This is a genomic window from Cereibacter sp. Soil_C_27, assembly GCF_057657095.1.
The window spans coordinates 142,296-167,569 of the sequence record NZ_JBDGJD010000005.1 but is presented as its reverse complement, the minus strand read 5'-3'; the positions used below and the strand labels follow the sequence as shown (position 1 = coordinate 167,569).

The window sequence follows — 25,274 nt, the reverse complement described above, 5'->3', positions numbered from 1 at the left end:
GGGTTCGGTCTTAGCAGAGCCCGGCGTGCTTGTCGCCCGGCCCGGGGCAGCGCGCCGCGATTCGTGACGGGCGCCCCTAACCCGCCGCTGCCGGATCGACCGCAGCGTGAAGGCGGCGCAGGTCGTCCTTGTCGGGCAGGTTCTCGCTGGCGCGCAACAGGGTGAGGCGCAGCTGCCGGGCGGCTGCCGCGCGGGCGGCGGGGGGGCCGATGCGGGTCAGCGCCTGCAGCGCCTTCACCAGACGCAGCATCACATCGACCTGCGCCGCGCCGTCGCGGCCGATCAGGTTGAAGGCATCCTCGAAGAGATCGTCATAGCCGAGGGCGGGCACGCGGACGCGGGGATAATCCGGCTCGGTCTTCTCCGCCTCCTGCCAAGCCTCGACCCAGAAGCTGAGCAGACGGGTCTGGCGCCCGATCACGTCGATCGCCGTGCCCGGATCGTTCACCGCCGGAGAGAGGGCGCGCTGCGCCACCTCGCTCAGCACCACGAGGCCGAAGCGGGGATCCTGATCGAGAGTGCGGGCGATGCCGATGGTGAAGGCGGCGCGGATGCCCTTGGCGATCTCGTCGGGGAGCGGGCCGGGGTGCCGCCCGCCGTCGGGCAGATGCCGGACATGGGCGAGATCGGAGCCGGAATAGGCGAAGGTTCCGGGCAGCACATGCACGTCGATGTCAATGTCATGCGCTTCGCAGAGATCGGAGAGCGCGTCGGTATCGACGAACTGCACATAGCCCACCGCCTCGGAATGCACCGGGCGGCCCTCGTCGTAATCGGGCAGCGAGCGCCCGCCGAGAAACGGCAGGGCGATGCGGGCTGTCATCGAGGCGCTGGTGGCATCCTCGATCCGGGAAATCGTGTCGGAGACGCGGCCGAGCTTGGTCAGCTGGTTGATCCAGCGCAGCAGGGCCAGCACGATCAGCAGGATGACGACGAGGGTGACGAGGAACAGCACGGCGCGGCCTTCGGGGCCGTAGAAGCTGACCTTCAGCGCGATCAGCCCGACGATGCTGAAGAGGAAGGAGCCGACGAAGGTGGCGAGCGAATTCTGCACCACCTGATCCTCGGTCAGAAGCGGCGTGGCGCGCGGCGTGGCGTTGGAGGTGGCCGAGCCATAGGCCGAGGTCAGCGCCCCCACCGAGAAGGTGGTGACGGCGAGCATGCTGGAGGCGATGATGGTCAGGAGGCTGTCGATCGCCTCGGAGCTGATCTCGAGCGGGGCCTTGCCTTCGAGGAAGCGGCTGGCGAGCCAGGCGGCGGCTGCGGCGGCCACGCCGAGCAGGGCGAAGAGCGAGACCCGGACCCACAGCTCCTTCAGCGTGCGCGACAAGAGCCATCTGAGCTTGGACATGCGCCGCTCCGCGTTGGGGAAGATCTGGACAGGCTAGCGGATCCGCAGCGCGGATTCGAGGGGGCTTTCGAGGGGGCTTTCGGCGGGGCTTGCCTTGGGCGCGGCGACCGGGATGGCAAACCGGCCCCGCGAGGGGGCCGGTCGTTCGTGTCGTCGGTGAAGGCTCAGAGCGAGTCGATCCAGCTGTCGACCTTGCGCTTGGCCTCTTCCTTGCTGTCGCCGTAGCGTTCCTGGATCTTGCCTTCCAGCACTTCCCGGTCGCCGTTGGCATGGGCCAGATCGTCGTCGGTGAGGTCGGCCCATTGCTGCTTGGCCTTGCCGGTCATCTGCTTCCAGTTGCCTTGCACTTGATCCCAGTTCATGGAGTCTCTCCTTACAGGGTTGCTACGGCGGATCAACGCGGCGCGGCGGGTGCGCGTTCCCTTGGGCTTCCGGCCCTTTCCGGCAAGGCGGGTGCGCGATCCCCTTCCCTTCCGGGCCTGCGGTGGCTATAGACACGCCCTTGAACGGATGGAGCCCCCGGATGCAAGGCAGCGCGAACCTCAACCTGATGATCAAGGCGGCCCGCAAGGCTGGCCGCGCCCTTGTGAAGGACTTCCGCGAGGTCGAGAACCTTCAGGTCTCGGCCAAGGGTCCGGGCGACTTCGTGTCGCGCGCGGATCGCGAGGCGGAGCGGATCATCCGGGAAGAGCTGATGGGCGCGCGCCCGACCTATGGCTGGCTCGGCGAAGAGACCGGCGAGACCGACGGGGCCGACCCGACGCGGCGCTGGATCGTCGATCCCCTGGACGGGACGACCAACTACCTGCACGGCCTGCCGCACTGGGCGATCTCGATCGCGCTGGAGCACAAGGGCGAGATCGTGGCGGGCGTGGTGTTCGACGCGGCCAAGGACGAGATGTTCTGGGCCGAGAAGGGCGCCGGGGCCTGGATGAACGAGAGCCGCCTGCGGGTGTCGGGGCGTCGGTCGATGATCGAGTCGATCTTTGCCACGGGCATTCCCTTCGCCGGGCGCGGGCCGCTGCCCGCGAGCCTGCAGGATCTGGCGCGGCTGATGCCGATCTGCGCGGGCGTGCGGCGCTGGGGGACGGCCTCGCTGGATCTGGCCTATGTGGCGGCGGGGCGCTTCGACGGCTACTGGGAGCGCGGCTTCTTTCCGTGGGACGTGGCAGCGGGGATCATCCTCGTGCGCGAGGCGGGCGGCATGCTGTCGGGCATCCGCGAGGGCGACGAGCCCCTGGAGAAGGGCGCGCTGATCTGCGGCAACCCCAATCTCTTCGAGGAGTTCCGCAAAGTGATCCGCGGCTGAGACCGCAGGCTTGGTTCTGACGTGAGGGAGGGCTTCGGCCCTCCCTTTTTCGTTTCAGCGGTCGGACGGGTGGTTCACCCCGTCCGACCACGGCACCTCGCCCAGATCGCGGGGGTTCACGCCTTCGAGAATCCCGACGTTCACGCCGTATTCGTTCGGGTTCGAGCGGCGCTGGTGATGGGTGTAGATGCCGCAGGTCTTGCAGAACCAGTGCTTCGCGACCTTCGTGTTCCACTGGTAGAGGGTCAGGTTGTCCTGCCCCTTCACCACGGTCAGATCGCCCATGTTCGCCGTCACCGCGATCGCGCCGCGGCGGCTGCAGAAGGAACAGTCGCAGCGGCGGGCAGTGGCGAGGCCGTCGGCGAGCGTCACCTCGATCTCGACGGCGCCGCAGTGGCAGGTGCCTTTCATCGTCTTCTCCTCACGACAGGGATGCGGCTGCGCTGCAGCGCGTAATCGGGATGCGGATGCGGCGGCTGGCCGTGGGTCACGCTCCAGAAGGCGGGGCCGCCCTTGCGGAGCCAGAACGGCAGGGTGAAGACCAGCCCGGCAAGGAAGCCGCCGGAATGGGCCCAATAGGCAACGCCGCCCATGTCGGAGGGGGCGGAGAGGCCGCTGATGAGCTGCAGGCCGAACCAGAGGCCCAGCATGATCCAGGCGGGGATCGGGAAAATGCGGAAGAAGATCACGAAGATGATCAGCACATCGACCTTGGCTCGGGGAAAGAGCAGGAGATACCCGCCCATCACGCCGGCGATGGCGCCCGAGGCGCCGACCATCGGCAGCGGCGACCACGGGTCGGCCAGCACCTGCCCCGCCGCCGCCGCAAGGCCCGCGGCGAGGTAGAAGACAAGAAAGCCGACATGCCCCATCAGGTCTTCGAGATTGTCGCCGAAGATGTAGAGAAACAGCATGTTGCCGAAGAGATGCATCCAGCCGCCGTGCAGGAACATCGAGGTCAGGAAGCCCGCCCAGCCCTGCCCCGAGGTCACGGCGGCGGGAACGAGGCCAAAGCGGAAGAAGAACCCGTTCAGCGCCTCTTCCGTAGGCAGCACCAGCCAATAGCCGAGAAAGATCACCACATTCGCCGCGATCAGCGCGTAGGTGACATAGGGCGTGCGGCCGGAGGGGTTGTGATCGCGGATCGGGAACATCGCGGCAGCGTTCCCGATCCGCCTTGCAGCGTCAAGCCTTGGCGACCTGCGCCAGAAGCTGGGCGTTGCCGCCCGAGGCGGTGGTGTCGATGCAGAGGTGACGCTCCAGCGTGGCATGGGCCGCGTCGGGGCGGTCGCAGATCAGGGGCAGGATCGGCCCCTTGCGCGCGGCGAGCGCCTGCGCATAGGCCCGCGCCCCCTCGCCCCAGAAGAGCGCGCCGGAGAAGCCTTCTGCCGTGGTGAGGATTTCCGGCGCGAGGCCCGGCGCCTCGACCGCAAGGCCGCCCAGCGCGCGGATCGCCTCGGCCTGCGCCGCGGCGGTCGCCTTGCCGGGGCCGAGGCAAAGGAGCGGCGGGCGCTGCACGGTGGAGAGGCGGTTCGATTCGCCGGTGGGCCCGGGCAGGTTGTGGCGGGCGAGCGGGGCTTCGGCGGGCTGCGGCAGGGGCGGCAGCGTCGCGGTGCTGGCGTCGGGGCTGCCCTGCGGCGCCGGGGTGGTGGTGAAGCGGGCGAGATAGGCCGGGCCGCCCGCCTTGGGGCCGGTGCCCGAGAGGCCTTCGCCGCCGAAGGGCTGGCTGCCGACCACGGCGCCGATCTGGTTGCGGTTGACATAGGTGTTGCCGACGCAGAGCCGCTCGACGATGCGCTGCACCCGGTCGTCGATCCGGCTGTGCAGGCCGAAGGTCAGGCCGTAGCCGGTGGTGTTCACCGCGTCGATCACCGCGTCGATCTCCGACGCCTTGAAGGTCGCGATGTGCAGCACCGGGCCGAAGATCTCGCGCGGCATGTCCTTGATGCCGCCGACCCGGATCACGGTGGGCGGGATGAAATGGCCGCTGGCGGGGGTTTGCAGCTGCTTGAGCACCCTGCCCTCGCCGCGCGCCGCCCCGATGTAGGCCTGGATGTCGGCCTGCGCCTCGGCGTCGATCACCGGGCCGATGTCGGTCGCCAGATCCCACGGATCGCCCAAGGTGAGTTCGTCCATCGCGCCGAAGAGCATCTCCTGCACGGTGTGGGCGACGTCTTCCTGAACGTAGAGGCAGCGCAGCGCCGAGCAGCGCTGGCCTGCCGACTGGAAGGCCGAGGCGAGGATGTCGCGCACCGCCTGTTCCGGCAGGGCGGTCGAATCGACCAGCATGGCGTTGAGCCCGCCGGTTTCCGCGATCAGGGGTGCGCCGGGGTCGAGGTGGTCGGCCATGGCGCGACGGATGGTCAGCGCGGTTTCGGTGGAGCCGGTGAAGACGACGCCCTTCACGCGGGGATCGCGGGTCAGGGCCGCGCCGACACTGGCGCCCTCGCCCGGCAACAGTTGCAGCGCGGTGCGCGGCACCCCGGCGCGGTGCAGGAGGGAGGTGGCGAAGGCGGCGATCAGCGGGGTCTGCTCGGCGGGCTTGGCGAGGACCGCGTTGCCGGTGACGAGGGCGGCGGCGATCTGGCCGGTGAAGATGGCGAGCGGGAAGTTCCACGGGCTGATGCAGGCGAAGAGGCCGCGCGGCTGGGCGGGCTTCGCCTCGGCGGCATAGTAGCGCAGGAAATCGACGGCCTCGCGCAGCTCGCCCACGGCATCGGCGAGGGTCTTGCCGGATTCGCGGGCGAGGAGGGCGAAGATCGTGCCGGATTCGGCTTCATAGAGATCGGCGGCGCGGCGCAGCACCTCGGCCCGCTCTTCCAGTGCGGCCTCCCATGGCAGGGCGTGATGCAGCGCGGCGTCGATGTCGGGGGCGGTGGCGGGCAGGACGTGGCCGACCCGCTCGCCGGTTGCGGGGTTGCGTATCTCGGCGCGCGCTCCGCCGGCGAGGCCTTCGGCGAGGATCGGCCGGGCCTCGAAATTGGCAGTCCGGTGCGGGGTGCGGGCGGCCTCGATCCCGGCAAGGTCGGCGCTGTCGGTCAGGTCGTGGCCGCGCGAGTTCTGCCTTCTGCCGAAGAGCTGCGGCGCAGGCGGGATCGCCGGGCTTTCGACTGGGCGAAGGTTCTCCATCGCGGTCAGCGGGCAGGCGGCGACGGTTTCGGGGGCCACATCCTCGTCGACGATCTGGTTGACGAAGCTGGAGTTGGCGCCGTTTTCCAGGAGGCGGCGGACGAGATAGGCCAGAAGGTCGCGATGCGCGCCGACCGGGGCGTAGATCCGGCAGCGGGTGCCGCGGTCGGTCAGCACGATATCGTGCAGCCGTTCGCCCATGCCGTGCAGGCGCTGGAACTCGAAGGCGGTGGTGTCGGGCGCCATCTCGAGCACGGCGGCGACAGTATGGGCGTTGTGGGTGGCGAATTGCGGGTAGATCCGGTCGGTCATGCCGAGGAGCTTGCGCGCATTGGCGATGTAGCTGACATCGGTGGATTGCTTGCGGGTGAAGACCGGGAAGCTTGCGAGGCCCAGCACCTGTGCGCGCTTCACCTCGGCGTCCCAATAGGCGCCCTTCACCAGCCGCACCATGATGCGGCGGTCGAGCCGGGTGGCGGTGGCGTAGAGCCAGTCGATCACCGCCCCGGCGCGGCGGCCATAGGCCTGCACCACGACGCCGAATCCGTCCCAGCCGGCGAGCGAGGGGTCTTTCAGCACCTCCTCGATCACCTGCAGCGAGAGGGCGAGGCGGTCGGCCTCCTCGGCGTCGATGTTGAAGCCGAGGCCTGCGGCTTTCGCGAGACCCGCCAGCGCGCGGACGCGGGGGACGAGCTCGGCCATGACCCGCTCGCGCTTGGCCACCTCGTAGCGCGGGTGCAGGGCCGAGAGTTTCACCGAGATGCCGGGATTCTCGCGGATGTCGCGGCTGGTGCAGGCGGCGGCGATGGCGGTGATGGCGCGGCTGTAGGCGAGGTGGTAGCGGCGGGCATCGGCCTCGGTGCGGGCGGCCTCGCCCAGCATGTCGTAGCTGTAGGTGTATCCTTTCGATTCAAGCTCGCGGGCGCGGGTCATCGCGGCGTCGATGGTCTCGCCCAGCACGAACTGGCGGCCCATCTCCTTCATGGCGCGGGCGACGGCGGAGCGGATCACCGGCTCGCCCAGCCGCTTGACCGCGGCGCGCAGATGGCCGGCGATGCCGGGCTCGCGGTCTTCCAGCACCTTGCCGGTGAGCATCAGGGCCCAGGTGGAGGCGTTCACGAGGCTGGAGGCGGATTTGCCGAGGTGGCGGTTCCAGTCCGAGGGGGCGATCTTGTCCTCGATCAGCGCATCCATCGTCTCGGCGTCGGGCACGCGCAGGAGCGCCTCGGCGAGGCACATGAGGGCGATGCCCTCCTCGGTCGAGAGGCCGTATTGCGCGAGGAAGACCTCCATCAACCCGGGCTTCGCGCCGGAGCGGATGCGGCGCACGAGGTCGGCGCCGGCGGCGGTGATGCGGGCGCGGGCCGCGCTGTCGAGCCCCGCCTCGCCGATCAGCCGCGCCACCAGCTCGTCCTCGTCGGCGAGGCTGGCGGTTTCGATCACGGTCCAAGGCGCTGCGCGGCTGTCGAGCATGGTGTCACTCTCCTGTTTTGCCTATCATACAGGGGAACGAAAAGCCGATTGTCCCGATGTGGGGAAAACGGCAGGCGAAACGGCTGAAGATGAGGAGGCTGGCGGGACGGATGGATACGGAGCTGGACAAGTTCGACCGGGCGATCCTGCGGGTGCTGGCGACCGAGGGGCGGATCAGCGCGACGGAGCTGGCGCGACGGATCGGCCTGTCGAAATCGCCGGTGCAGGCGCGGATGAAACGGCTGGAGGAGGCGGGGATCATCACCGGCTACGGCGCGCGGCTGGACCCGATCCGGATGGGTCAGGCGCATGTGGCCTTCGTGGAGGTGAAGCTCTCGGACACGCGCGAGGCGGCGCTGCAGGCCTTCAACCGCGCGGTGCAGACGATCCCCGAGGTGGAGCAATGCCACATGATCGCCAGCCGCTTCGACTACCTGCTGAAGGTGCGCACCTCGGACATCCAGGATTACCGGCGGGTGCTGGGCGAGAAGCTCTCGGCCCTGCCGCATGTCGCCTCGACCTCGACCTATGTGGCGATGGAGACGGTGAAGGAGGCGCCGGTGTGAGGGCTTTGGACGACTGGCCAGAGGCAGCCCGAGACGCAACGAAGGCCACCCCAGGTGGGTGGCCTTGGTGCTGTGTGGCGGCGAGTCATGCCTGAGGACGCCTCGGCTCCGGCATCGCAACGGCTTGGCGTGCCCCCCTCACCCCGCGGCGACGGCGGTGATCCAGGCGTCGTAGTTGCGCAGGGTGGCCGGATCGGCTTCCCGCATGGCGCCGTTCACGATGAAGGGCACCACCTGCTCGTCGCGGCCGCCATGCGAGCGCAGGGGGACGTCGAGCCCCGAGAGATCGTGCTCTGCCTCGGCCGTGCCGAAGGCCTTTCCCGCAACAGAGGTCACAACGAGGTCGCCGATGCGGTCCGCAGGCAGATCGAAGGCGGCGCAGGCCTGATCGCGGGTCAGCACCTCGTCCATGCCTTCGATCTGCTTCAAGGCCCTGACCACCGGGAGGGGGTCGGTGCCCGCCGGCAGATGGATCGTCGCGAAGGCGCCGAGCGCGCCGTGATGCGCGACGTAGGGATCGGTGATCGGCAGGATCACCCGGGCCTTGCCGCTGCCCAGGAGATCGTCGAGCAGCGGCTTGAGGTAGATCACGTCGGGCTGGCCGCTGGCGGTATGCTTGGCCTTCATGCCGTGGTCGGCGGTCAGCACCAGACGGATGTCCTGCGCGATGAGCCCGGCGATTGCCGCGTCCACCTCGGCCATGAAGGCGTTGGCTTCGGCGGTTCCGGGGGCGTGCTTGTGCTGGATGTAGTCGGAGGTGGAGAGATAGAGGATGTCGGGGCGCCGCTCTTGCAGCAGTTTCACTCCGGCCTTCAGCACGAAGATCGACAGATCGCCCGAATAGACCGCCGGCACTGGCAGGCCGAGCCAGGCGGCGGCATCGTCGAGACCGTTGACGGCAGCGGTGGCGGCATCCGCCTTTTCGGCCGAGAAGCAGATGGCGCCGGCGGTGCAGTCGAGCCCCGCCCCGAGCAGTTCGCGCAGCTTGTCCTTGGCGGTGACCACCGCGACCTTCGCGCCTGACTGCTGGAAGGCGGCGAAGATCGTGGGGGCGCGCAGGAATTCGACCGAGTTCATCATCACCGCACCGCCGGTCTCGGGGTTCAGGAAGAAGTTGCCGCAGATGCCATGGACCGACGAGGGGACGCCGGTGGCGATGGAGAGGTTGTTGGGATTGGTGAAGCTGGGCATGGCGGAGCGCGCGAGGGTGCGGGTGCCTTCCGCGATGACGCGGGCCAGCGCGGGCATCGCCCCGGCCCCGATCGCCGCGTCGATGTAGTCGGGTTCGCAGCCGTCGAGGCAGATCACCACCGCGGGTTTTGCCGGCATCGGATAGTCGCGGTCGTTGATGCGGATCGTCATGTCACTGTCCTTTGGTTGTATTTTTCATCACCAGTTCCACGGCCGTCAGCGGCCAGGTGCCCCGGTTGAATTCGATGAGGGTGCCGTCGGGCGCGGCGTTGATGGCGACGCTGCGCAGCACCGGGGTCTGGGGGGTCAGGCGGAGGGCCCCGGCCTCGGCGGGGGTGGCGAAGCCGCCGCTCACGCGGGTTTCGGCGCGGCGGTAGTCTTCGATTCCATGGGCCACATAGGCGTCGCGGACGGATTGGCGCGGGGCGTAGCTTGCCTCGAAGCCGGGGAAAAGCTGCTCCGGGAAGGTCTTCTCGCTGTAGTAGACCGGGGCGCCGTCGACGATCCGCACGCGCGACAGCCGCAGGACCGACGCGCCCGCGGCGATGCCGAGCGCCTCGGCCTCTTCCGCAGTGGCGGTTCCGTGCAACACCGAGGTCGTGATGGTCTCGATCCGCGCATCGGACTGGAGCCCGTCGGCGAAGCGCCGTCCGTGATCGACACGATATTTCAGCGGGGAGGGCCGGACGAAGATGCCGACGCCCTTGCGCGCCTGAAGCAGCCCCTCGTGCTGCAGCCGGGTCAGCGCCCGGCGCATGGTGACGCGGGTGACGCCGAAGGCCTCGGCCATGTGGTTTTCGCCGGGGAGACGGCCCAGAAGGCGCCCGTCGAGGCAGGCCGCCTCGATCCGGTCGGAGATCTGCTGCCAGATCGACGTCTCGTTGCGGGCCTCGAAGGGCGCGGCGGCCAGTTCGGCGATCGTGGCGCTGGTGTCAGTCACGCTGCAGCCTCCTCTTGCCAGCCACGAAGACCGCGCGCAGCCGGCGCGTTCCGGGGCAGATGGCGATGATGTCGGCGCGCAGGCCCGTCTCGATCCTGCCGCGGTCGGTCAGGCCCGCCGCTGCCGCGGCCGAGCCCGAGACGCATGCCCAGGCGGAGGCGAAGGGCAGGCCCTGATCGGCCAACAGAAAAGCGGCTTGGAACTGCGAGGGGTAGTAGTAGTCCGAGGCCAGAACCGTCCCCAACCCGGAATGGATCGCCGGGCCCGCATCGACCGCCTTGTTGTGACTGCCGCCGCGCAGCACGTTCGGAGCGCCGAAGATGACATGCTCGCGCAGGCGCCGCGCCTCGGTGGCGGTCGGCTCGGTCATCGGGAATTCGGAGATGCCGATGCCGAGCGCGCGGTTCTCCTCGCGCATCGCGGGGGTGGTCTCGTCATGTGCAAAGAGTGGCATCCCGGCCGCGCGCGCGGCCTTCGTCATCCGGGCGACGGCGGCAGGCACCTCGCTCTGGCGCGCCGCGACCTCGTTCAGTCGCGCCACACATTCCTCGGGGGAAAAGCCGTTCCGTTCTGCCATGCGCACGATCTTGCGCGAGGAGGGCGGCAGGCCGAGATGGGTCAGCGTGTGGTCGTTCAGCGAGAAAATGCAGCCGGGACGCCGGAGGAACCAGCTTGCGACCTCCTCTGCCGCGTCGATCGCGAAAGTCTCCCAGCGGAAGTTGACGCGGGTGTCGCAGGCAAGGTCTGCGGTCTCCAGCGCGTCGACAAAGGCGCGGGCGGCGGCGAGACTGCGCAGGCCCGGCTCCCAGCTGATGGTCAGGCCATGATAGGCGGTGGTGATGCCGTTCGACAGCATCTGCCGATCCGCCTCTTCCAGTGCCAGCGGCAGGGGGAAGGTCACGCCGGGGCGCGGCATCACGATGCGCTCGATGGCGTCGCCATGCACATCGACGATCCCGGGCAGGAGCCACAGACCCGCGGCGTCGAAGACCTGCGCGTCGGGCGCCGCATCCGCGATCAGGCCGTCCGCAAGATGCAGATCCTCCGGCTGCAGGGCGCCGTCGCGCAGGACGGACCCGTTTTTCAAAATCCAGTTCAAAGCCTCGGGCATCGCCGTCTCCGCCAGTCACACACATGTCATGCGAATCGACTATCAGGCCATTGTGACAACGCTGTGTATACAGCAAACCCTCTGGAGAGAAACCGATGATCCGCCCCGCCTTGACCACCGTCGCGCTGCTTCTGGCCAGCCCGGCCCTTGCCGAGACCATCCGCTTTGCCGTCACCGACATCGACGGGATGGAGACCATGGAACAGGAGTTCGGCGCCTTCGAGACCGCGCTGGAGACGGCGACCGGCTATGATGTCGAACTGTTCCCCGTGTCGTCGCGCACGGCAGCGGTCGAGGCGATCAATCAGGAGCAGGTGGATCTGATCCTGACCGGCCCGGCCGAATATGTCGTCATCAAGGGGCTGACCTCGCCCGAGATCGTCGCGGCCTGGCAGCGCCCGAACTACTATGCCCAGATCGTCACGATGGCCGCCGGTGAGGTGCGCAGCGTCGAGGATCTGCGCGGCAAGCGCGTGACCTTCGGTGCGGTGGGCTCCACCTCGCAGCACATCGGGCCGGCGCAGGTTCTGGCCGATCTGGGTCTGGCCTATGGCACCGACTACCAGCCCGAGATCATCGCCCGCAACGTCGCCATCGAGGCCCTGCTGCGCGGCGACGTCGCAGCGGTCGGGATGAGCGAGGCGCATCTGCAGTCGATCCGCGGGGCCTTCCCCGATCACGCCTTCACCGTGATCGCGCGCGGCCGCGACCTGCCCAACGACGTGCTGCTGGCCCGCGCCGGGATCGATGCCGACATGCTGGCGAAGCTGCGCGACGTGTTCCAGACGCAGGGCGAAGACCTGATGGCCGCGATCCTGCAGGGCGACGACAACAAGAAATACGAGGGCGGGTTCTTCCTGACCGACGTGACCGACAGCGACTACGACTATGTCCGCGCGATGTATGCGACCGTCGGCGTCGATACCGCCCAGTTCATCGAATGACCGGCGGCGGGGCCGCAAGGCCCCGCCCCTTGCCGAGGGAATGACCATGCTTGACCATCTGCCAGAGCGGCCCGTCCGCGCCGATGCCATGACCGCGCCCGTCATTGCCACCCTCGGCCTGCGCAAGACCTATCCCAACGGCCGCGAGGTGCTGAAGGGCATCGACCTGACCATCCGCCGCGGCGAGCGCATCGCGCTGATCGGGTCGAACGGCTGCGGCAAGTCCACGCTGCTGCGCTGCCTGATCGGCCTGCATGACGTGACGGCCGGGGAAGTGACCGCGCTCGGCGAGACGTTCTCTGGCGCACCGAGCCCGGCACAGCGCGCGAGGCTGCGGCGCGAGACGGGCTTCGTCTTCCAGAAGCATTGCCTGGTGCGTCGCCGCACGGTGCTGTCGAATGTCGTCCACGGGATGCTGTCGGAGCCGGGAAGCTGGCGCGGCTTCGCGCAATGCCTCGCCCCGGCCGCCTGGCGGCAGGCAGCGCTGGAGGCGCTGACCGAGGTCAACCTGGCGGAATATGCCAATGCCCGCGCCGATGCGCTGTCGGGCGGGCAGCAGCAGCGCGTGGCGGTCGCCCGCGCCCTTGTGCGCCGCCCGCAGCTTCTCATCGCCGACGAACCCGCGGCGAGCCTCGATCCCGTCTCGGGCCATGACGTCATGGCGCTTTTCGCGCGCCTCTGCGCCGATCACGGGATCACCATGCTGTTCACCTCGCACGACATGGCGCATGTGCGCGACTATGCCGACCGGATCGTTGCCGTGAAGGCGGGGCGCATCCTGTTCGACAAGCCTGCCGCCACCACCACCGAGGCCGATCTGGAGGAGACGTTCCGTGTCGAGACCCGCTGACCTGCCGCCGCGCTTCTCGCGCCTCTCGCCGCTGTCCTTCGCGCTCTTCATTGGCGCGGCCTCGCTGGTGCTGGTGTCGATCGGACAGGTGGCGCCGTCGATCGGCCAGATGGCCGAAGGCGTGCCGAACCTCGTCGATCTGGTCTCGCGGATGGCACCGCCGAATACCGACCCGGCCTTCCTGCAACGCGTCTTCTGGCGCATCCTCGAGACCTTCCAGATCGCACTGGCCGGGGCCGTGATCGGCATCGCGATCAGCCTGCCGGTCGCCTGGATCTCCGCGCGCGGCGTCGGACCGTTCGGCAATGTCGGCGCCTTCCTGACCAAGGCCTTCGTGTCCTTCCTGCGCACCGTGCCGGATCTGGTCTGGGCGCTGCTCTTCGTGGCGACGGTCGGCCTCGGGGCGGTCGCGGGGACCATGACGATCGTGGTGGATACGGTCGGCTTCTGCGGCCGCTTCTTTGCCGAAGCGATGGAGGACAGCGAGAAGGAGCCGCAGGAGGCGATCTCGGCCATCGGCGGCAATCGGCTCTCGATCCTGTTCGGAGCGATCATCCCGGATGTGATGCCCTCGCTCATCAACTCCTCGCTCTTCGCGCTGGAGAAGGCGGTGCGGTCATCGGTCGTGCTCGGCCTCGTCGGTGCGGGCGGGATCGGTCAGGAGCTGAAGGTGGCCTTCGACATGTTCCAGTATCGCAACGCCTCGACGATCATCCTCGTGATCTTCGCCATCGTTCTGGGGATGGAGTGGATGACGGACAGGCTGCGCCGCAAGCTGCAGTGAGGGTTGCGTGCGGTTCGCCCGGTCGAGCCTGGGTGGCCGCTCTGCCCAACAGCCGGCTTCCCCTGCCCGCTCAGAGTGCGGCGACCTCTTTCGGCGTGGGGTCGTTGGCCGCTTCGGGCAGCGGGGTCGGGTCGAAGAGATGTGCTTCGCAGAAGGCGACGCGGCGGCGGCCGAGGTTCTTGGCCTCGTAGAGCGCGGTGTCGGCGGCGCGCATCAGGGTGCTGGCCGAATGCTCGAGCTTGCGGCGGGCGGCGCCGATGCTGATGGTAACGCTGACCTTTTCGCCCTCCGAGCGGATGTCGCAGCCGGCGACTTCCCTCAGCAGCCGCTCGGCCAGGGCCTGCGCGCCACGGTGGCCGATGTCGGGCAGGATGATGCCGAACTCCTCGCCGCCGATGCGGGCCACGACATCGCCCGCGCGGACGCATTGGCTCATGGTGCGGGCGATGCAGCAGAGCACCTCGTCGCCGAAGCTGTGACCGTAGCGATCGTTCACCGTCTTGAAGTGATCGATGTCGACGTAGAGCAGGTAGTGATCGCCCGGGCGCAGCATCGCGGCGGTCAGCGCCAGATCGAAGCTGCGGCGGTTCTGCAGCCCGGTCAGCGGGTCGCGCAGCGAGGCCTTGAGCAGCGCCTCCTCCCGGTCGAGCATGCCCTTCTCGCGTTCGAGGAACATGCCCACCATCAGCGTCAGGAGCACCGAGGCGATGGCGGCGACCGGCCAGAGGACGAATCGCACCGGCTGGAAGCCGTTGGTGGCGAGGCTCTGGAAGACGAGGACGGGGACCGAGAGCATCAGCCCGAGCACGATCAGCGTGGCGACGCTGGTGCCATGCCTGCCGCGGATCCAGCGGTGCCAGCCAAGGGCGATGAGCCCGGTGCCGAGCGGGCCGAACAGGTTGGTGAGCCCGGCGATATCGGCCTGCCACGGCTCGCCCAGCGCGCCGACCACGGCGGCGGCGAGCATCGCGGCGGGGCCGCCGAAGGCCGCGGCCATGCCGACGCACATGAAGCGGCCGTCCATCACCACCCCGTCCTGCGGGCCGCCCGCAAGGGTGGAGAGCACCAGCGAGGCCGCGCCGAACATCGCGCCGAGCACGGTCGACTGCTGGAGCAGCCCCATGCCGCCGCGGCGCAGGGTTCCGGCGACCACGGCGATGATGGCCAGAAGACCCACACCCTGCAGAAGCGCGAGGATGGCCTGATGCGTGGCGATGGATAGGCTCATGCCGCATGTCCTCCAGAGGGCAGACGCCGACGGCGCGAAGATGCGCCAAACGCGGAAAAATACAAGCTTTTCCTGTCATCCTGATAAAGATCACCTTAACCGGCACGGGCGTTTCCACCCCTGCGGGCGCAGACGTCGCCCTGTGGTTGCGGGGACTTGGCGGTGCCCGAGGGGCGCGCGCGTCACCCTGACGCAGCGGGGCGCTGTTGCCCGACGCGGTTTTCTTACCCACTCTGGAGACAACCCCGCCCTGCGCTTCGGCGCGGGTCGAGGCGAGGCCGCAGGGGGGCTGACCTTCCTGCGGCCGACTTCCATGCTCCGGGTCCCTCGGCAGGAAACCGCGGGGTCGGCGCCCCGGCGCCAGCGGCCTTCGGCCCAAACATGCGGAGGCGCCGCGTCCCGCAGATGAAATTCCGCGCAACACTCGACTCCTTCCCCCACGAGGCGCAGACCCCGCGTCGCCTTGTCGCATTTCCCGCCTAGATTGCATTGCGACGGCGCCTGACACGTTTTTCGGGAAGGACTCGGATGCCCAAGGAGAGAGTCGACTGGCTCGATGTGGCGCGCGGCGGCTCGATCCTGCTGGTGGTCTGCCTGCATGCCACGATGTATCTGGAGGCGGCGGGGCTGGCCTCCTACGGCTATACGCTGGTGAACAAGCTGTTCGAGCCGATCCGGATGCCGGTGTTCTTCACCGTCTCGGGGATCCTGGCGGCGCGGGCGATCCGGGCCGGCTGGGCCGAGATGCTCGGGCGCAAGATCTGGGTCTTCGCCTATCTCTTCGGGCTCTGGACGCTGATCCGCTGGCTCTACTACCACTTCGTGCAGGTCAATGTAGTGACGCCTGCCGAGGGAAGTTCGCTGGCCGAACTGCTGACGAGCTGGGTCGCGCCGAGTTCGGGGCTCTGGTTCATCTGGGCGCTGGGGTTGTATTTCCTCGCGGCCAAGGCGCTCTTGCCGGTGCAGCGGCTGGGGCTGGCGCTGGCCATCGTGCTGTCGGTCGCGGCCTTCGGCGGGCTGATCCGGCCGGAGAACTTCGCCCAGCGCAACGTGCTGCTCTATGCGCCGTTCTTTCTGGGTGGGGCGTGGCAGGGCGGGCTGCTGGTGCAGGCGGTGAGCCGGGCGCCGTGGCGCTGCGTGCTGCTGGGGCTGGCGGGGTTCGTCGCGCTGATGCTGGCCCAGCGGGCGTTGCCCGCGGCGCTGCTGGGGCCTCTGCTGCTGGGGCTCAGCCTGTTCGGGGTGCTGCTCGGCGCGGCGGCGGCGGTGCTGCTGGCGCGGGTCGGGCCGCTGAAGCGGGGGTTCAGCTACCTGGGGCAGAACACGCTGCCGATCTATGTCGCGCATGTGCTGATCGTGAGCGCGCTGAGCGCGGTGATGGCGGCGGCGCTGGCGGGGCTGCCTCTGGTGCGCTTCTGGTCTGTGCCCGTGCTGGTGGCGGTGACGATCCCGCTGTCGCTCGGGCTGCGGGTCGTGGCGGAGCGGGCGGTGGCGGGCTGGCTCTACCGGCCCCCTGCCCCCGAGGCGCTGCCGCTCAGGGTCGGGCTGCGCTGAGGCGGTTGCCCCCGTGGTGCGGCTCTGCCAGTCTCGCCCGCGCCGCAGGACAGGAAGACCGCAGATGAGCCAGACCAAGCCCCGCCTCGCCGTGATCGGTCTCGGCATGGCCACCCGGCCGCATCTGGAGGCGCTGGCGGGACTCGCGGAGGTGGAGGTGTCGGGCGTCTTCACCCGCGACCGCGTCAAGGCCGAGGCGGTGCGGGACCGCTATGGCTTTGCGGTCTTCGACAGCATCGCGGCGATTGCCGCAGATCGGGGGACCGACGGCGTGATCCTCGCCACCCCGCCCGACGCCCGGCGCGAGATCGTCACGGCGCTGGCGGCGGCGGGAAAGCCGATCCTGATGGAGAAGCCGGTGGAGCGGACGCTGGCGGCGGCGACCGGGATCGTCACGCTCTGCGAAGCAGCGGGGGTGCCGCTGGGGATCGTCTTCCAGCACCGCTTCCGCGCCGGGGCCGAGCGGCTGCGCGCGCTTCTGGCCGAGGGCGCGCTGGGAGAGCTGGTTCTGGTCCGGGCCGAGGTGCCGTGGTGGCGCGATCAGGCCTATTACGACCAGTCCGGGCGCGGCACACTTGCCCGCGACGGCGGCGGGGTGCTGATCTCTCAGGCGATCCATGTGCTCGACCTGATGCTGAGCCTGACCGGGCCGGTGGCCGAGGTGCAGGGCTTCGCCGCGACCACGGCGGCGCATCGGATGCAGACCGAGGATTTCGCCTGCGCCGGGCTGCGCTTTCGCAACGGCGCGGTGGGCTCGGTGGTGGCGACCACGGCGACCTTTCCGGGCGAGGAGGAGAGCCTGATCCTCGACGGCACGCTGGGGACGGCGGCGCTCTGCGGCGGGCGGCTGGTGCTGCGCTGGCGCGACGGGCGGAGCGAGACGCTGGGCGAGACCTCGGGCACCGGCGGCGGTGCCGATCCGATGGCCTTCCCCTGCGACTGGCACCGCGCGCTGATCCTCGATTTCGCCGAGGCGATCCGCCACGGCCGCCCGCCGCGGATCACCGGGCGCGAGGCGCTGGCCGTGCATGGGCTGATCGAGGCGATCACCCGCTCGGCCGCCAGCGGCGTGCGGGTGGTGCTGGACGCCTGAGCGAAATCTCCGCCCTGTCCGCAGCTTGACTGGACGAAAGGCTCAGCCCCTACCGCTTTCCGTCAGGTTTCCCGCCGCAGCCGGGGCGGGCTAGGCTGGCGGGTGAGGCGTGGCATCCTGTCGATCTCCGGTCCCTTGTCGACGCGCCGCGCCTCACGATCCCTCACGACCGTTTGCCACTACCGCCCTGGGCGCTGATCTGTCTGATGGTGCCCGCGGCCGGGCTCGAACCGGCACGGCCTTCCGGCCAAGGGATTTTAAGTCCCCAGTGTCTACCATTTCACCACGCGGGCAGGCCTGCGCACCATAACGGGCGGAACGGCGGGGTAAAGGCACCGATTGACGCGCGCGGGGCTGAAGGCGACACTCGAGGCAAAACGGGAGTTCCGCATGATCCGCCCCCTCCTTGCCTGCCTCATCCTCGCCACCCCCGCCCTCGCGCAGGACGCGCCGCTGATCGCGCGCGGCAACGAGCCCGGCTGGGTGCTGACCCTCGCGCCGGAGGGGATGGTGCTTTCGACCGAGAGCGGCGAGCGGGTGGAGACCCCGCTGCCGCAGGCGCTGCCCTTCGGCATGGGGCTGCGCTATGACGCGTCGCCCGATCTGGTCGCCGAGGTGCTGCCGCTCCTTTGCCACGACAGCATGACCGGGATGCCCTATCCCAAAAGCGTCAGCGTGATCCGCGGCGAGGAGCGGCTGACCGGCTGCGGCGGCGATCCCCTGTCGCTGTTGCAGGGCGACTGGCAGGTGACGCGGCTCGAAGGCATGCCGAGCTCGGGCCTGACGCTGGAGGTCGCGGGGGACCGGCTCGCCGGACGCTCGGCCTGCAACCGCTACACCACGGCGCTGACCCTGACCGGCGAGACGCTGACCATCGCTGCCCCCGCTGCCACCCGCATGGCCTGCCCGGCAGCGGCGATGCAGACCGAGACCGCCTTCTTCGCGCTCCTGGGCCGGGTCAGCGGCTTCGACCTCGGCTCCGACGGGGCGCTGCTGCTTCTGGGTGAGGGCAAGGAGCTGCTGCGCGCCACCCGCTGAGCCTCGCGCTGCGGTGCGGCGATTGACAGCTTGGGGAGGCTTCGCCACAACTGTCCGGAGTGTTTGGGGAGCGAGACATGAAGAAAGTCTATGACAGCGCCTCGGCGGCGCTGGAGGGGGTGCTGTTCGACGGCATGCTGATCGCGGCGGGGGGATTCGGCCTGTGCGGCATCCCCGAACTGCTGATCGCGGCGATCCGCGAGGCGGGGACGAAAGACCTGACGGTGGCCTCGAACAATGCGGGCGTGGACGGCTTCGGGCTCGGCGTGCTGCTGGAGAGCCGGCAGGTGAAGAAGATGATCTCCTCCTATGTCGGCGAGAACGCGGAATTCATGCGTCAGTACCTGTCCGGCGAGCTGGAGCTGGAGTTCAACCCGCAGGGCACGCTGGCCGAGCGGATGCGGGCGGGCGGCGCGGGCATCCCGGGCTTCTACACCAAGACCGGCGTCGGCACGGTGATCGCCGAGGGCAAGGAGCATCACGACTTCGACGGCCAGACCTATATCCTCGAGCGCGGCCTCGTGGCGGATCTGTCGATCGTCAAGGCGTGGAAGGCCGACCCCTCGGGCAATCTCGTGTTCCGCAAGACGGCGCGCAACTTCAACCCACCGGCGGCAACCTGCGGCAGGATTTGCGTCGTCGAGGTGGAGGAGATCGTGCCGATGGGCGCGCTCGATCCCGACACGGTCCACCTGCCGGGGATCTACGTGCACCGGCTGATCCAGGGCCAGCACGAGAAACGCATCGAACAGCGCACCACGCGCAAGCGCGCCTGAGGGAGGACCGGACATGGCATGGGACCGCAACCAGATGGCCGCCCGCGCAGCGCAGGAGCTGCAGGACGGCTGGTATGTGAACCTCGGCATCGGCATTCCGACGCTGGTGTCGAACTACATCCCCGAGGGCGTCTCGGTGACGCTGCAATCGGAGAACGGCATGCTGGGCATGGGCCCCTTCCCCTATGAGGGCGAGGAGGATGCCGATCTGATCAATGCCGGCAAGCAGACCATCACCGAACTGCCGCAGACCGCCTATTTCGATTCGTCGCAGAGCTTCGCGATGATCCGCGGCGGCAAGATCGCCATGGCGATCCTCGGCGCGATGGAAGTGGCCGAGAACGGCGATCTGGCGAACTGGATGATCCCGGGCAAGCTGGTGAAGGGCATGGGCGGGGCGATGGATCTGGTCGCGGGCGTCGGCCGCGTGGTGGTGGTGATGGACCATACCTCGAAGCATGGCGAATCGAAGGTGCTCAAGGCCTGCACCCTGCCCCTGACCGGCAAGGCGGTGGTGGACCGGATCATCACCAATCTGGGCGTGCTCGATGTGGTGGAAGGGGGGCTCCGCATCGTCGAAACCGCCGACGGCGTGACCGAGGCCGAGCTGCGCGCCGCGACCGAGGCGACCATCGTTGGCTGAGGTCGAGATCACCCGCGAGGTCAGCGGCTCCAAGGGCCGCTACGTGATCCGTAAGGGCGGCGAGGAGGCGGAGCTCACCTATTCCATCACCTCGCCGGTGCTGGTCATCGCCGACCACACCGCCGTCCCTGACAGCTTCCGCGGCGCCGGCGCCGGTCTGGCGCTGGTCACCCGCCTCGTGGAGGACGCGCGGGCCGAGGGCTTCCGCATCATGCCGCTCTGCCCCTTCGTCAACGCCCAGCGCAAGAAACACCCCGACTGGGCCGACGCCTTCTCGGTCTGACGGTTTTCGATCTACGGAATTTTTCTGTCCGAAAATATCCTCGGGGGGTGAGGGCGAAGCCCGAGGGGGGCAGACAGCCCCCCTTCTTCGTCCCCACGGCCCTAAAGCCCCGCCGACAATATCTTGAATACGCAAGGGTCCGAGACCAGTTCCGGCGGCGTCAGGCAGAGCCCCTGCGCCACCTGCCAGGCCGCCAGCACCTTGGGCACATAGTCCCGCGTCTCGGCATAGGGCGGCACGCCGGCGTTCGCCTTCACCGCCCCCTCGCCCGAGTTGTAGGCCGCGAGCACCATCAGCGGATCGCCGTCGAATTCGTTCATCAGCCAGTCGAGATAGGCGACCCCTCCGGCGATGTTCTGCACCGGGTCCTTCGAATCGCTGACCCCGAAGCGGGCGGCGGTGGCCGGGATCAGCTGCATCAGCCCCTGTGCCCCGGCGGAACTGACCGCGTCGGACCGCCCGGCGCTCTCGATCCCGATCACGGCGAGCACCAGCGCGGGCGAGACCCTTGTGCCCAGCGTGGCCTTCAGGATGTCGGTGCCGTATTTGCCGGCGATCTCCTGCATGTGCTGCATCCGCGGCGCCCGCACCGTCGCCCCGCCCGGCCCCTGCGACAGCGTCGCCAGCGCCAGCGGGAAGCGGCCCTGCACGGCGTTCTGCGCCGGGGGCACCGTCTCCCAGAACCAGCCATAGGCGGTGCCGGCGGGCGTCGCCGGCAGCGGCCCGCCCTCGGCCACCGGGGGCAGCGTCTCGGGATCGGTGGGCTTGCGCGGCTCCACCTTGGGCAGGGCCGCGAGGCGGCGGGCCTGTTCGGCGGGATCGATCTGCACCGTGATCCGCTTGCCGGGAGTGGCGCCGGGCGGCTTCACCCGGCGAAAGGTGAAATCGGTCGGGCCCGGCGCAAGCTCGGCCAGGGCCGCCGCCGGGGTGATCAGGGCAAGGGAGAGAATCAGGGCTCGTGTCGCTGTCCGCATCGGGCGCTGCCTGCTCGTTTCTTCTTTTGCGGAAAGCCTAAGGGAGGAGAGGCCGCGGGACCAAGGTTTTGCGGGCGGAAGGTGGCAAAAGTGCCGGAAATCGGCTGATTTCCCACAGGCGGGAAGGACCGAGAGCCGACCAGTCCACGGATTTTCTTTTTACATCAACACCTTGGCCTGGCTCTTAACGATCTTTCAGGTTCAGAAAAAAACCCATGCAACACCAAAGTGCCGCCACAATCGAAGGGCTTATTAAGCACATGCCGAAAGGGTGGTCGGACCGGAGCAGAGGCCGCGAAGACACCGAGAGGCGAAGACACCGACCGCGCACCCTGTGAAACAAAGGTAGAGACCATGAAACTGATGAACTTCTTCAAGAAATTCCACAACGACGAATCCGGCGCCGTGACGGTCGACTGGGTCGTGCTGACCGCGGCGATCGTGGGCCTGGGGCTGGTTGTGATGACGACCGTGAGCGGCTCGATCAGCACCGCCGCCAGCACCATCGCCACCAACATCGGAACCGCAACGACGATGAACACGCCGTAAGACGCCAGGTGTTCTTCTATCAGGGCCTCAGATAAACAGACCGGCTCGTGCAACTTCGAGCCGGTCTCCATTATCGTAAAATATGACCAACTTTCCAAGCGAACCGTCCAGCTGCGGAGACCTGACAATGAATAATTGGCGCAAGTTCTTCGCCGAAGACGACGGCGCGGTGACGGTTGACTGGGTTGTCTTGACAGCAGCTGTAGTCGTGATGGCCATCGGAGTTTTTTCCATCATCACGCGCGGGATCTTGTCGGAAGCCGGCAGCAATATTTCGCGGCAGATCGACTATATGGTTTCGCTCTTTTTGGGGTCTTAGTCTTTCGATCGGCTGAGCAAAGTTTTACAAGAGGCTTTTGATGCGCACCATCTTCGGACTAGTTCTTATCGTGGGTCTCGCCTTGGCGGGCGCCGCGGTTTACTTGGCGCAAGGCTTCATCGCAACGACCCAGGCCCAACTCGACGCCGAACGCGCTGCGCGAGCGAAGGTGGGCCCCATGGCGGAGGTTTACGTCGTCAACAAGCCGCTGAACTACGGCGACGCGTTGACCAAGGATGACGTCCAGAAGATCTTCTGGCCCGCCAATGCCCTTCCCGAAAAGATCTTCCAGGACGAAGCACTGCTCTTCCCCGAGGGCGAATCGCGGCCGCGCTACGTCAACCGGCAGATGGAGGCGTTCGAGCCGGTGCTTGCCTCGCGCGTTACGGAGCCGGGGGTTCAAGTGGGGCTCGTGGTGTCCAGCGGGATGCGGGCGTTTGCCATCAGCGTCAACGCCCAGACCGGCGTGTCGGGGTTCCTGCAACCGGGCAGCTATGTCGACGTCATCTGGACCGGCAATGCCGAGGGAGGCGGGCTGACGCGGCAGATCGAGAGCAAGCTGCGCGTCATCGCCGTCGACCAGACGGCCAATGACGACGGGCTGAGCCAGGCCATTGTCGCACGCACCGTCACGGTCGAGGTGACGCCGCAGCAGGTGGCGATCCTGGCGCAAGCGCAATCCTCCGGGCAGCTGTCGCTGTCGATGGTCGGGCTCGAGGATGACCAGAGCGCCGATGTGACGCCGGTCGACAATGCCGCGATCACCGGCGTCGTTGCCGCAACGCCGCAGCCGGAGGCCGAAGTGGCGAAAGCCTGCTTCATCAAGATGCGCAAGGGCCCGGATGTGGTCGAGATTCCAATAGCCTGCACCAATTGATCAGTCAGGACAAAGCAGATGCGGCGGCGCCCGAGGCCCGCCGTTATTCTTTCAAAAATGACAGAATATTGACGCCTGTTGCCCGTTATCCACATTCGGAACAGCGCCCAACCATTTGATTATTGCAATAAAACAAGTGTTCCTGCATCCTGCAGTCCGAGCGGGCATATCAAGACCTGCGTCGGGGCGAGATCGGAAAGGCAGTTCTCATGGGGATGCGAACACTCTGGACGGCAGGGCTGCTGGGCGTTGCGCTCGCTGCGGCTCCGCTGATGCCGGTGTCTGCTCAGACATTGCGGGTCATGCAGGGCTCGCCCGCCAGCGCGCTGAACGTGCCGATGAACCGCGCGGTGGTGGTCGAGAGCGACGTGCCCTTCGCCGAGCTGTCGATCGCCAATCCGGGGATCGCCGATATCTCCACCCTCTCCGACCGCTCGATCTATGTGCTGGGCAAGGCGCCGGGGCGGACAACGCTGACGCTCTTGGGGGCCGACGGGCGGCTGATCTCCAACGTCGACGTGCATGTCACTCCCGACATCGCCGAGTTCAAGGAACGGCTGCGGCAGATCCTGCCGGGCGAGATCATCGAGGTGCGGACCGCGAATGACGGGATCGTGCTGTCGGGCACGGTCTCCAGCATCGAGAAGCTCGACCGCGCGCTGGATCTGGCCAACCGCTATGCGCCCGAGCGTGTGTCGAACCTGATGAGCGTCGGCGGCACCCAGCAGGTCATGCTGAAGGTGCGCTTTGCCGAGATGCAGCGCTCTGTCTCGAAAAGCCTCAGCGCCTCGCTGGCGATCAACGATGCCGGCAGCACGGTCGGGCTGAACGCCGGCACCGGCGGCTTCACCGATGCGACGACGCGCGGCAATGTCTTCGACGGCGGCAATATCAGCGGCTCCGCAGGGGCCGAAGGCGTGGCGACGGTCGGCTTCTCGGCCGGGTCGCTGCAATTCGCGGTGCTCTTGGAGGCGCTCGAATCGAAGGGCGTGGTGCGCACGCTGGCCGAGCCGAACCTGACGGCGCTTTCGGGCCAGCAGGCCAAGTTCCTTGCCGGTGGCGAATATCCGATCCCCGTGGCGGGCGGCGACGACTCGATCTCGATCGAGTACAAGCCCTTCGGCGTCGAGCTGAACTTCACCCCCGTCGTGGTGGATGGCGACATCATCAACCTGACGATCAATGCCGCCGTCTCCTCCATCGACAACTCGGTGACGCTGGAGAGCGCGGGCTTCACCATCAACGCCTTCAAGCGGCGCGAAACTTCGACCACGGTCGAGATGCGCGACGGCGAGAGCTTTGCCATCGCCGGGCTGCTGCAGGACGATTTCCGCGATCTGAACGGTCAGGTGCCGTGGCTGGGCGACATTCCGGTGCTCGGGGCGCTGTTCCGCAGCAGCGAGTATCAGCGGGCGCAGAGCGAGCTGGTGATCATCGTCACACCACATCTGGTGACGCCGACCCGGGGAGAGGCGCTGGCCCTGCCGACCGACCGGGTGCGCATCCCGACCGAGAAGGAGCTGTTCCTGTTCGGCAAGGTGAATGGTCGCGGTCCGGCGGGTGAAGTGGCGCGTCAGGACTTCAGCGGCTCCTACGGCTATGTGATGGAGTAGGCGATGCCGGGACGGATGCGCTTTCTGGTGCTCGCAGCGGCTCTGGCCGTGGCGGGTTGCGAGACCGAGGTCGGCAGGCTGAGCGACGATGGCAGCTTCGGCAATGCCACGATGCACAACACGATGCTGCAGAGCGGCGAGGCGAGCTATACCCAGCTTCTGGGGGAGCGTTTCGCTGCCGAGGTGCCGACCACGATCACCTTCGCCTTCAACAGCGCGCAGATCGATCCCGCGGCGCAGGCGGTGCTGCAGCGGCAGGCCAACTGGATCCGGCAGTTTCCGGAGGTGCGCTTCCGCGTCTACGGCCATACCGACCTCGTCGGCAGCAATGCCTACAACAAGGCGCTGGGCCTGCGGCGGGCCAAGGCGGTCGTCGCCTTCCTCGCCACCCAGGGCATCAGCCCGTCGCGGCTCGAGGCGCTTGTTTCCTACGGCGAAACGCGCCCGGTGATTCCCGTGGCCCAGCCCGAGGAGCGCAACCGCCGCACCGTGACCGAGGTTTCGGGCTTCGTCGGGCGGCATCCCACGGTGATGAACGGCAAATATGCGCAGGTCATTTTCCGCGAATATGTCAATTCCGCCATACCGCCGCATCCGGCCAACACGGTGATCCAGACGCAGACCAACCCCGGCGGCTGAGACGCCGGGTCACAGCAGTGTGAGCTGGCAACAAACGTCCCGA

At 68.1% G+C, this 25,274-nt stretch carries 26 protein-coding genes and 1 tRNA gene; 16 read left to right on the top strand and 11 right to left on the bottom strand.

Features of this window, described 5'->3' with window-relative positions; all coding sequences use genetic code 11:
* Positions 1–76: 76 nt before the first annotated feature.
* Both AC3A5Z_RS18265 and AC3A5Z_RS18260 read right to left on the bottom strand, forming a co-directional pair.
* Positions 77–1,351 (bottom strand): DUF2254 domain-containing protein, encoded by a 1,275-nt coding sequence (locus AC3A5Z_RS18265; RefSeq protein ID WP_487520744.1) that lies wholly within the window; start codon positions 1,349–1,351, stop codon positions 77–79.
* A 164-nt stretch (positions 1,352–1,515) separates the two neighbouring features.
* On the bottom strand, positions 1,516–1,713 hold the full coding sequence (locus AC3A5Z_RS18260) for a CsbD family protein (RefSeq protein ID WP_487520743.1): 198 nt from the start codon (positions 1,711–1,713) through the stop codon (positions 1,516–1,518).
* Positions 1,714–1,874: 161 nt separating this feature from the next.
* On the opposite strand from AC3A5Z_RS18260, the gene AC3A5Z_RS18255 reads away from it, so the two are divergent.
* Entirely contained in the window at positions 1,875–2,660 is a 786-nt protein-coding gene (locus tag AC3A5Z_RS18255) for an inositol monophosphatase family protein (protein WP_487520742.1), read from the top strand.
* A gap of 54 nt (positions 2,661–2,714) precedes the next feature.
* Here the strand turns inward: AC3A5Z_RS18255 and AC3A5Z_RS18250 are convergent, their stop codons facing one another.
* Genes AC3A5Z_RS18250 through putA form a run of 3 tightly spaced genes read right to left on the bottom strand, consistent with a single transcriptional unit; the run spans position 2,715 to position 7,262 of the window.
* Complete coding sequence (locus AC3A5Z_RS18250) at positions 2,715–3,071, bottom strand: GFA family protein (protein ID WP_107662802.1); 357 nt, start codon at positions 3,069–3,071, stop codon at positions 2,715–2,717.
* Positions 3,068–3,814, bottom strand: coding sequence for a rhomboid family intramembrane serine protease (locus AC3A5Z_RS18245; RefSeq protein WP_487520741.1), 747 nt, complete (start codon positions 3,812–3,814; stop codon positions 3,068–3,070). Before AC3A5Z_RS18245 ends, AC3A5Z_RS18250 begins: the two co-directional genes overlap by 4 nt.
* 31 nt (positions 3,815–3,845) lie before the next feature.
* On the bottom strand, positions 3,846–7,262 hold the full coding sequence (gene putA / locus AC3A5Z_RS18240) for a bifunctional proline dehydrogenase/L-glutamate gamma-semialdehyde dehydrogenase PutA (RefSeq protein WP_487520740.1): 3,417 nt from the start codon (positions 7,260–7,262) through the stop codon (positions 3,846–3,848).
* A 110-nt stretch (positions 7,263–7,372) separates the two neighbouring features.
* Here putA and AC3A5Z_RS18235 point away from each other — a divergent pair, with 110 nt between their 5' ends.
* Positions 7,373–7,828, top strand: coding sequence for an Lrp/AsnC family transcriptional regulator (locus tag AC3A5Z_RS18235; protein WP_487520739.1), 456 nt, complete (start codon positions 7,373–7,375; stop codon positions 7,826–7,828).
* Positions 7,829–7,966: 138 nt separating this feature from the next.
* On the opposite strand, the gene phnA is transcribed toward AC3A5Z_RS18235, so the two are convergent.
* The 3 genes from phnA to AC3A5Z_RS18220 are packed head-to-tail and all read right to left on the bottom strand — an operon-like array spanning position 7,967 to position 11,070.
* Entirely contained in the window at positions 7,967–9,190 is a 1,224-nt protein-coding gene (gene phnA / locus AC3A5Z_RS18230) for a phosphonoacetate hydrolase (protein WP_487520738.1), read from the bottom strand.
* 1 nt (position 9,191) lies between these two features.
* Entirely contained in the window at positions 9,192–9,959 is a 768-nt protein-coding gene (gene phnF / locus AC3A5Z_RS18225) for a phosphonate metabolism transcriptional regulator PhnF (protein WP_487520737.1), read from the bottom strand.
* Positions 9,952–11,070 carry an alpha-D-ribose 1-methylphosphonate 5-triphosphate diphosphatase gene (locus AC3A5Z_RS18220; protein ID WP_487520736.1) on the bottom strand — a complete coding sequence of 373 codons (1,119 nt, stop codon included), beginning with the start codon at positions 11,068–11,070 and terminating at the stop codon, positions 9,952–9,954. Before AC3A5Z_RS18220 ends, phnF begins: the two co-directional genes overlap by 8 nt.
* Positions 11,071–11,165: 95 nt before the next feature.
* Between AC3A5Z_RS18220 and AC3A5Z_RS18215 the strand changes: the two genes are divergently transcribed.
* From AC3A5Z_RS18215 to phnE, 3 genes are read left to right on the top strand one after another with little or no spacing between them, the layout of a single operon-like run.
* A complete protein-coding gene (locus AC3A5Z_RS18215) occupies positions 11,166–12,014 on the top strand; it encodes a PhnD/SsuA/transferrin family substrate-binding protein (RefSeq protein ID WP_487520735.1) in 849 nt (282 codons plus the stop codon).
* A 46-nt stretch (positions 12,015–12,060) separates the two neighbouring features.
* Positions 12,061–12,864 carry a phosphonate ABC transporter ATP-binding protein gene (locus AC3A5Z_RS18210; protein WP_487520734.1) on the top strand — a complete coding sequence of 268 codons (804 nt, stop codon included), beginning with the start codon at positions 12,061–12,063 and terminating at the stop codon, positions 12,862–12,864.
* The gene (gene phnE / locus AC3A5Z_RS18205; protein WP_487520733.1) at positions 12,848–13,648 is read left to right on the top strand and encodes a phosphonate ABC transporter, permease protein PhnE; all 801 of its coding nucleotides are present in this window, start codon (positions 12,848–12,850) and stop codon (positions 13,646–13,648) included. Before AC3A5Z_RS18210 ends, phnE begins: the two co-directional genes overlap by 17 nt.
* 70 nt (positions 13,649–13,718) lie before the next feature.
* On the opposite strand, the gene AC3A5Z_RS18200 is transcribed toward phnE, so the two are convergent.
* Positions 13,719–14,876 (bottom strand): GGDEF domain-containing protein, encoded by a 1,158-nt coding sequence (locus AC3A5Z_RS18200; RefSeq protein ID WP_487520732.1) that lies wholly within the window; start codon positions 14,874–14,876, stop codon positions 13,719–13,721.
* Between the two features lie 528 nt (positions 14,877–15,404).
* On the opposite strand from AC3A5Z_RS18200, the gene AC3A5Z_RS18195 reads away from it, so the two are divergent.
* Both AC3A5Z_RS18195 and AC3A5Z_RS18190 read left to right on the top strand, forming a co-directional pair.
* Positions 15,405–16,427 (top strand): acyltransferase family protein, encoded by a 1,023-nt coding sequence (locus AC3A5Z_RS18195; protein ID WP_487520731.1) that lies wholly within the window; start codon positions 15,405–15,407, stop codon positions 16,425–16,427.
* A gap of 64 nt (positions 16,428–16,491) precedes the next feature.
* A complete protein-coding gene (locus AC3A5Z_RS18190) occupies positions 16,492–17,520 on the top strand; it encodes a Gfo/Idh/MocA family protein (protein WP_487520730.1) in 1,029 nt (342 codons plus the stop codon).
* Positions 17,521–17,727: 207 nt separating this feature from the next.
* Here AC3A5Z_RS18190 and AC3A5Z_RS18185 read toward each other — a convergent pair.
* Positions 17,728–17,813: transfer RNA gene (locus AC3A5Z_RS18185), tRNA-Leu, on the bottom strand.
* A gap of 97 nt (positions 17,814–17,910) precedes the next feature.
* On the opposite strand from AC3A5Z_RS18185, the gene AC3A5Z_RS18180 reads away from it, so the two are divergent.
* The 4 genes from AC3A5Z_RS18180 (at position 17,911) to AC3A5Z_RS18165 (ending at position 20,260) form a co-directional block, all read left to right on the top strand.
* Positions 17,911–18,558 (top strand): META domain-containing protein, encoded by a 648-nt coding sequence (locus tag AC3A5Z_RS18180; protein ID WP_487520729.1) that lies wholly within the window; start codon positions 17,911–17,913, stop codon positions 18,556–18,558.
* Positions 18,559–18,635: 77 nt separating this feature from the next.
* Positions 18,636–19,334, top strand: coding sequence for a CoA transferase subunit A (locus tag AC3A5Z_RS18175; protein WP_487520728.1), 699 nt, complete (start codon positions 18,636–18,638; stop codon positions 19,332–19,334).
* Between the two features lie 13 nt (positions 19,335–19,347).
* Positions 19,348–19,977 carry a 3-oxoacid CoA-transferase subunit B gene (locus AC3A5Z_RS18170; protein WP_487520727.1) on the top strand — a complete coding sequence of 210 codons (630 nt, stop codon included), beginning with the start codon at positions 19,348–19,350 and terminating at the stop codon, positions 19,975–19,977.
* Positions 19,970–20,260, top strand: a complete 291-nt coding sequence (locus AC3A5Z_RS18165; RefSeq protein WP_487520726.1) for a GNAT family N-acetyltransferase — start codon at positions 19,970–19,972, stop codon at positions 20,258–20,260. Before AC3A5Z_RS18170 ends, AC3A5Z_RS18165 begins: the two co-directional genes overlap by 8 nt.
* A 101-nt stretch (positions 20,261–20,361) precedes the next feature.
* On the opposite strand, the gene AC3A5Z_RS18160 is transcribed toward AC3A5Z_RS18165, so the two are convergent.
* Entirely contained in the window at positions 20,362–21,234 is an 873-nt protein-coding gene (locus tag AC3A5Z_RS18160; protein WP_487520725.1) for a lytic transglycosylase domain-containing protein, read from the bottom strand.
* Between the two features lie 354 nt (positions 21,235–21,588).
* Here AC3A5Z_RS18160 and AC3A5Z_RS18155 point away from each other — a divergent pair, with 354 nt between their 5' ends.
* The 5 genes from AC3A5Z_RS18155 (at position 21,589) to AC3A5Z_RS18135 (ending at position 25,231) form a co-directional block, all read left to right on the top strand.
* Positions 21,589–21,783: a Flp family type IVb pilin gene (locus tag AC3A5Z_RS18155; RefSeq protein WP_487520724.1), complete on the top strand. Its 195-nt coding sequence runs from the start codon at positions 21,589–21,591 to the stop codon at positions 21,781–21,783.
* A gap of 127 nt (positions 21,784–21,910) precedes the next feature.
* A complete protein-coding gene (locus AC3A5Z_RS18150) occupies positions 21,911–22,102 on the top strand; it encodes a hypothetical protein (RefSeq protein WP_487520723.1) in 192 nt (63 codons plus the stop codon).
* A 40-nt stretch (positions 22,103–22,142) separates the two neighbouring features.
* Positions 22,143–22,979, top strand: coding sequence for a Flp pilus assembly protein CpaB (cpaB, locus tag AC3A5Z_RS18145; RefSeq protein ID WP_487520722.1), 837 nt, complete (start codon positions 22,143–22,145; stop codon positions 22,977–22,979).
* A gap of 209 nt (positions 22,980–23,188) precedes the next feature.
* The gene (locus AC3A5Z_RS18140; RefSeq protein ID WP_487520721.1) at positions 23,189–24,592 is read left to right on the top strand and encodes a type II and III secretion system protein family protein; all 1,404 of its coding nucleotides are present in this window, start codon (positions 23,189–23,191) and stop codon (positions 24,590–24,592) included.
* 3 nt (positions 24,593–24,595) lie between these two features.
* A complete protein-coding gene (locus AC3A5Z_RS18135; RefSeq protein ID WP_487520720.1) occupies positions 24,596–25,231 on the top strand; it encodes an OmpA family protein in 636 nt (211 codons plus the stop codon).
* Positions 25,232–25,274 lie beyond the last annotated feature (43 nt).

Excerpts from the sequence above, each read along its gene's own strand:
- AC3A5Z_RS18235 (WP_487520739.1), top strand. The coding sequence starts at position 7,373 with ATGGATACGGAGCTGGACAAGTTCGACCGGGCGATCCTGCGGGTGCTG.
- AC3A5Z_RS18160 (WP_487520725.1), bottom strand. The coding sequence starts at position 21,234 with ATGCGGACAGCGACACGAGCCCTGATTCTCTCCCTTGCCCTGATCACC.
- cpaB (WP_487520722.1), top strand. The coding sequence starts at position 22,143 with ATGCGCACCATCTTCGGACTAGTTCTTATCGTGGGTCTCGCCTTGGCG.
- putA (WP_487520740.1), bottom strand. The coding sequence starts at position 7,262 with ATGCTCGACAGCCGCGCAGCGCCTTGGACCGTGATCGAAACCGCCAGC.
- AC3A5Z_RS18215 (WP_487520735.1), top strand. The coding sequence starts at position 11,166 with ATGATCCGCCCCGCCTTGACCACCGTCGCGCTGCTTCTGGCCAGCCCG.
- AC3A5Z_RS18245 (WP_487520741.1), bottom strand. The coding sequence starts at position 3,814 with ATGTTCCCGATCCGCGATCACAACCCCTCCGGCCGCACGCCCTATGTC.
- AC3A5Z_RS18155 (WP_487520724.1), top strand. The coding sequence starts at position 21,589 with ATGAAACTGATGAACTTCTTCAAGAAATTCCACAACGACGAATCCGGC.
- AC3A5Z_RS18250 (WP_107662802.1), bottom strand. The coding sequence starts at position 3,071 with ATGAAAGGCACCTGCCACTGCGGCGCCGTCGAGATCGAGGTGACGCTC.
- AC3A5Z_RS18180 (WP_487520729.1), top strand. The coding sequence starts at position 17,911 with ATGATCCGCCCCCTCCTTGCCTGCCTCATCCTCGCCACCCCCGCCCTC.
- AC3A5Z_RS18220 (WP_487520736.1), bottom strand. The coding sequence starts at position 11,070 with ATGCCCGAGGCTTTGAACTGGATTTTGAAAAACGGGTCCGTCCTGCGC.
- AC3A5Z_RS18260 (WP_487520743.1), bottom strand. The coding sequence starts at position 1,713 with ATGAACTGGGATCAAGTGCAAGGCAACTGGAAGCAGATGACCGGCAAG.
- AC3A5Z_RS18135 (WP_487520720.1), top strand. The coding sequence starts at position 24,596 with ATGCCGGGACGGATGCGCTTTCTGGTGCTCGCAGCGGCTCTGGCCGTG.
- AC3A5Z_RS18265 (WP_487520744.1), bottom strand. The coding sequence starts at position 1,351 with ATGTCCAAGCTCAGATGGCTCTTGTCGCGCACGCTGAAGGAGCTGTGG.
- AC3A5Z_RS18170 (WP_487520727.1), top strand. The coding sequence starts at position 19,348 with ATGGCATGGGACCGCAACCAGATGGCCGCCCGCGCAGCGCAGGAGCTG.
- AC3A5Z_RS18255 (WP_487520742.1), top strand. The coding sequence starts at position 1,875 with ATGCAAGGCAGCGCGAACCTCAACCTGATGATCAAGGCGGCCCGCAAG.
- AC3A5Z_RS18200 (WP_487520732.1), bottom strand. The coding sequence starts at position 14,876 with ATGAGCCTATCCATCGCCACGCATCAGGCCATCCTCGCGCTTCTGCAG.
- AC3A5Z_RS18210 (WP_487520734.1), top strand. The coding sequence starts at position 12,061 with ATGCTTGACCATCTGCCAGAGCGGCCCGTCCGCGCCGATGCCATGACC.
- AC3A5Z_RS18150 (WP_487520723.1), top strand. The coding sequence starts at position 21,911 with ATGAATAATTGGCGCAAGTTCTTCGCCGAAGACGACGGCGCGGTGACG.
- AC3A5Z_RS18175 (WP_487520728.1), top strand. The coding sequence starts at position 18,636 with ATGAAGAAAGTCTATGACAGCGCCTCGGCGGCGCTGGAGGGGGTGCTG.
- AC3A5Z_RS18195 (WP_487520731.1), top strand. The coding sequence starts at position 15,405 with ATGCCCAAGGAGAGAGTCGACTGGCTCGATGTGGCGCGCGGCGGCTCG.
- AC3A5Z_RS18190 (WP_487520730.1), top strand. The coding sequence starts at position 16,492 with ATGAGCCAGACCAAGCCCCGCCTCGCCGTGATCGGTCTCGGCATGGCC.
- AC3A5Z_RS18140 (WP_487520721.1), top strand. The coding sequence starts at position 23,189 with ATGGGGATGCGAACACTCTGGACGGCAGGGCTGCTGGGCGTTGCGCTC.
- phnA (WP_487520738.1), bottom strand. The coding sequence starts at position 9,190 with ATGACGATCCGCATCAACGACCGCGACTATCCGATGCCGGCAAAACCC.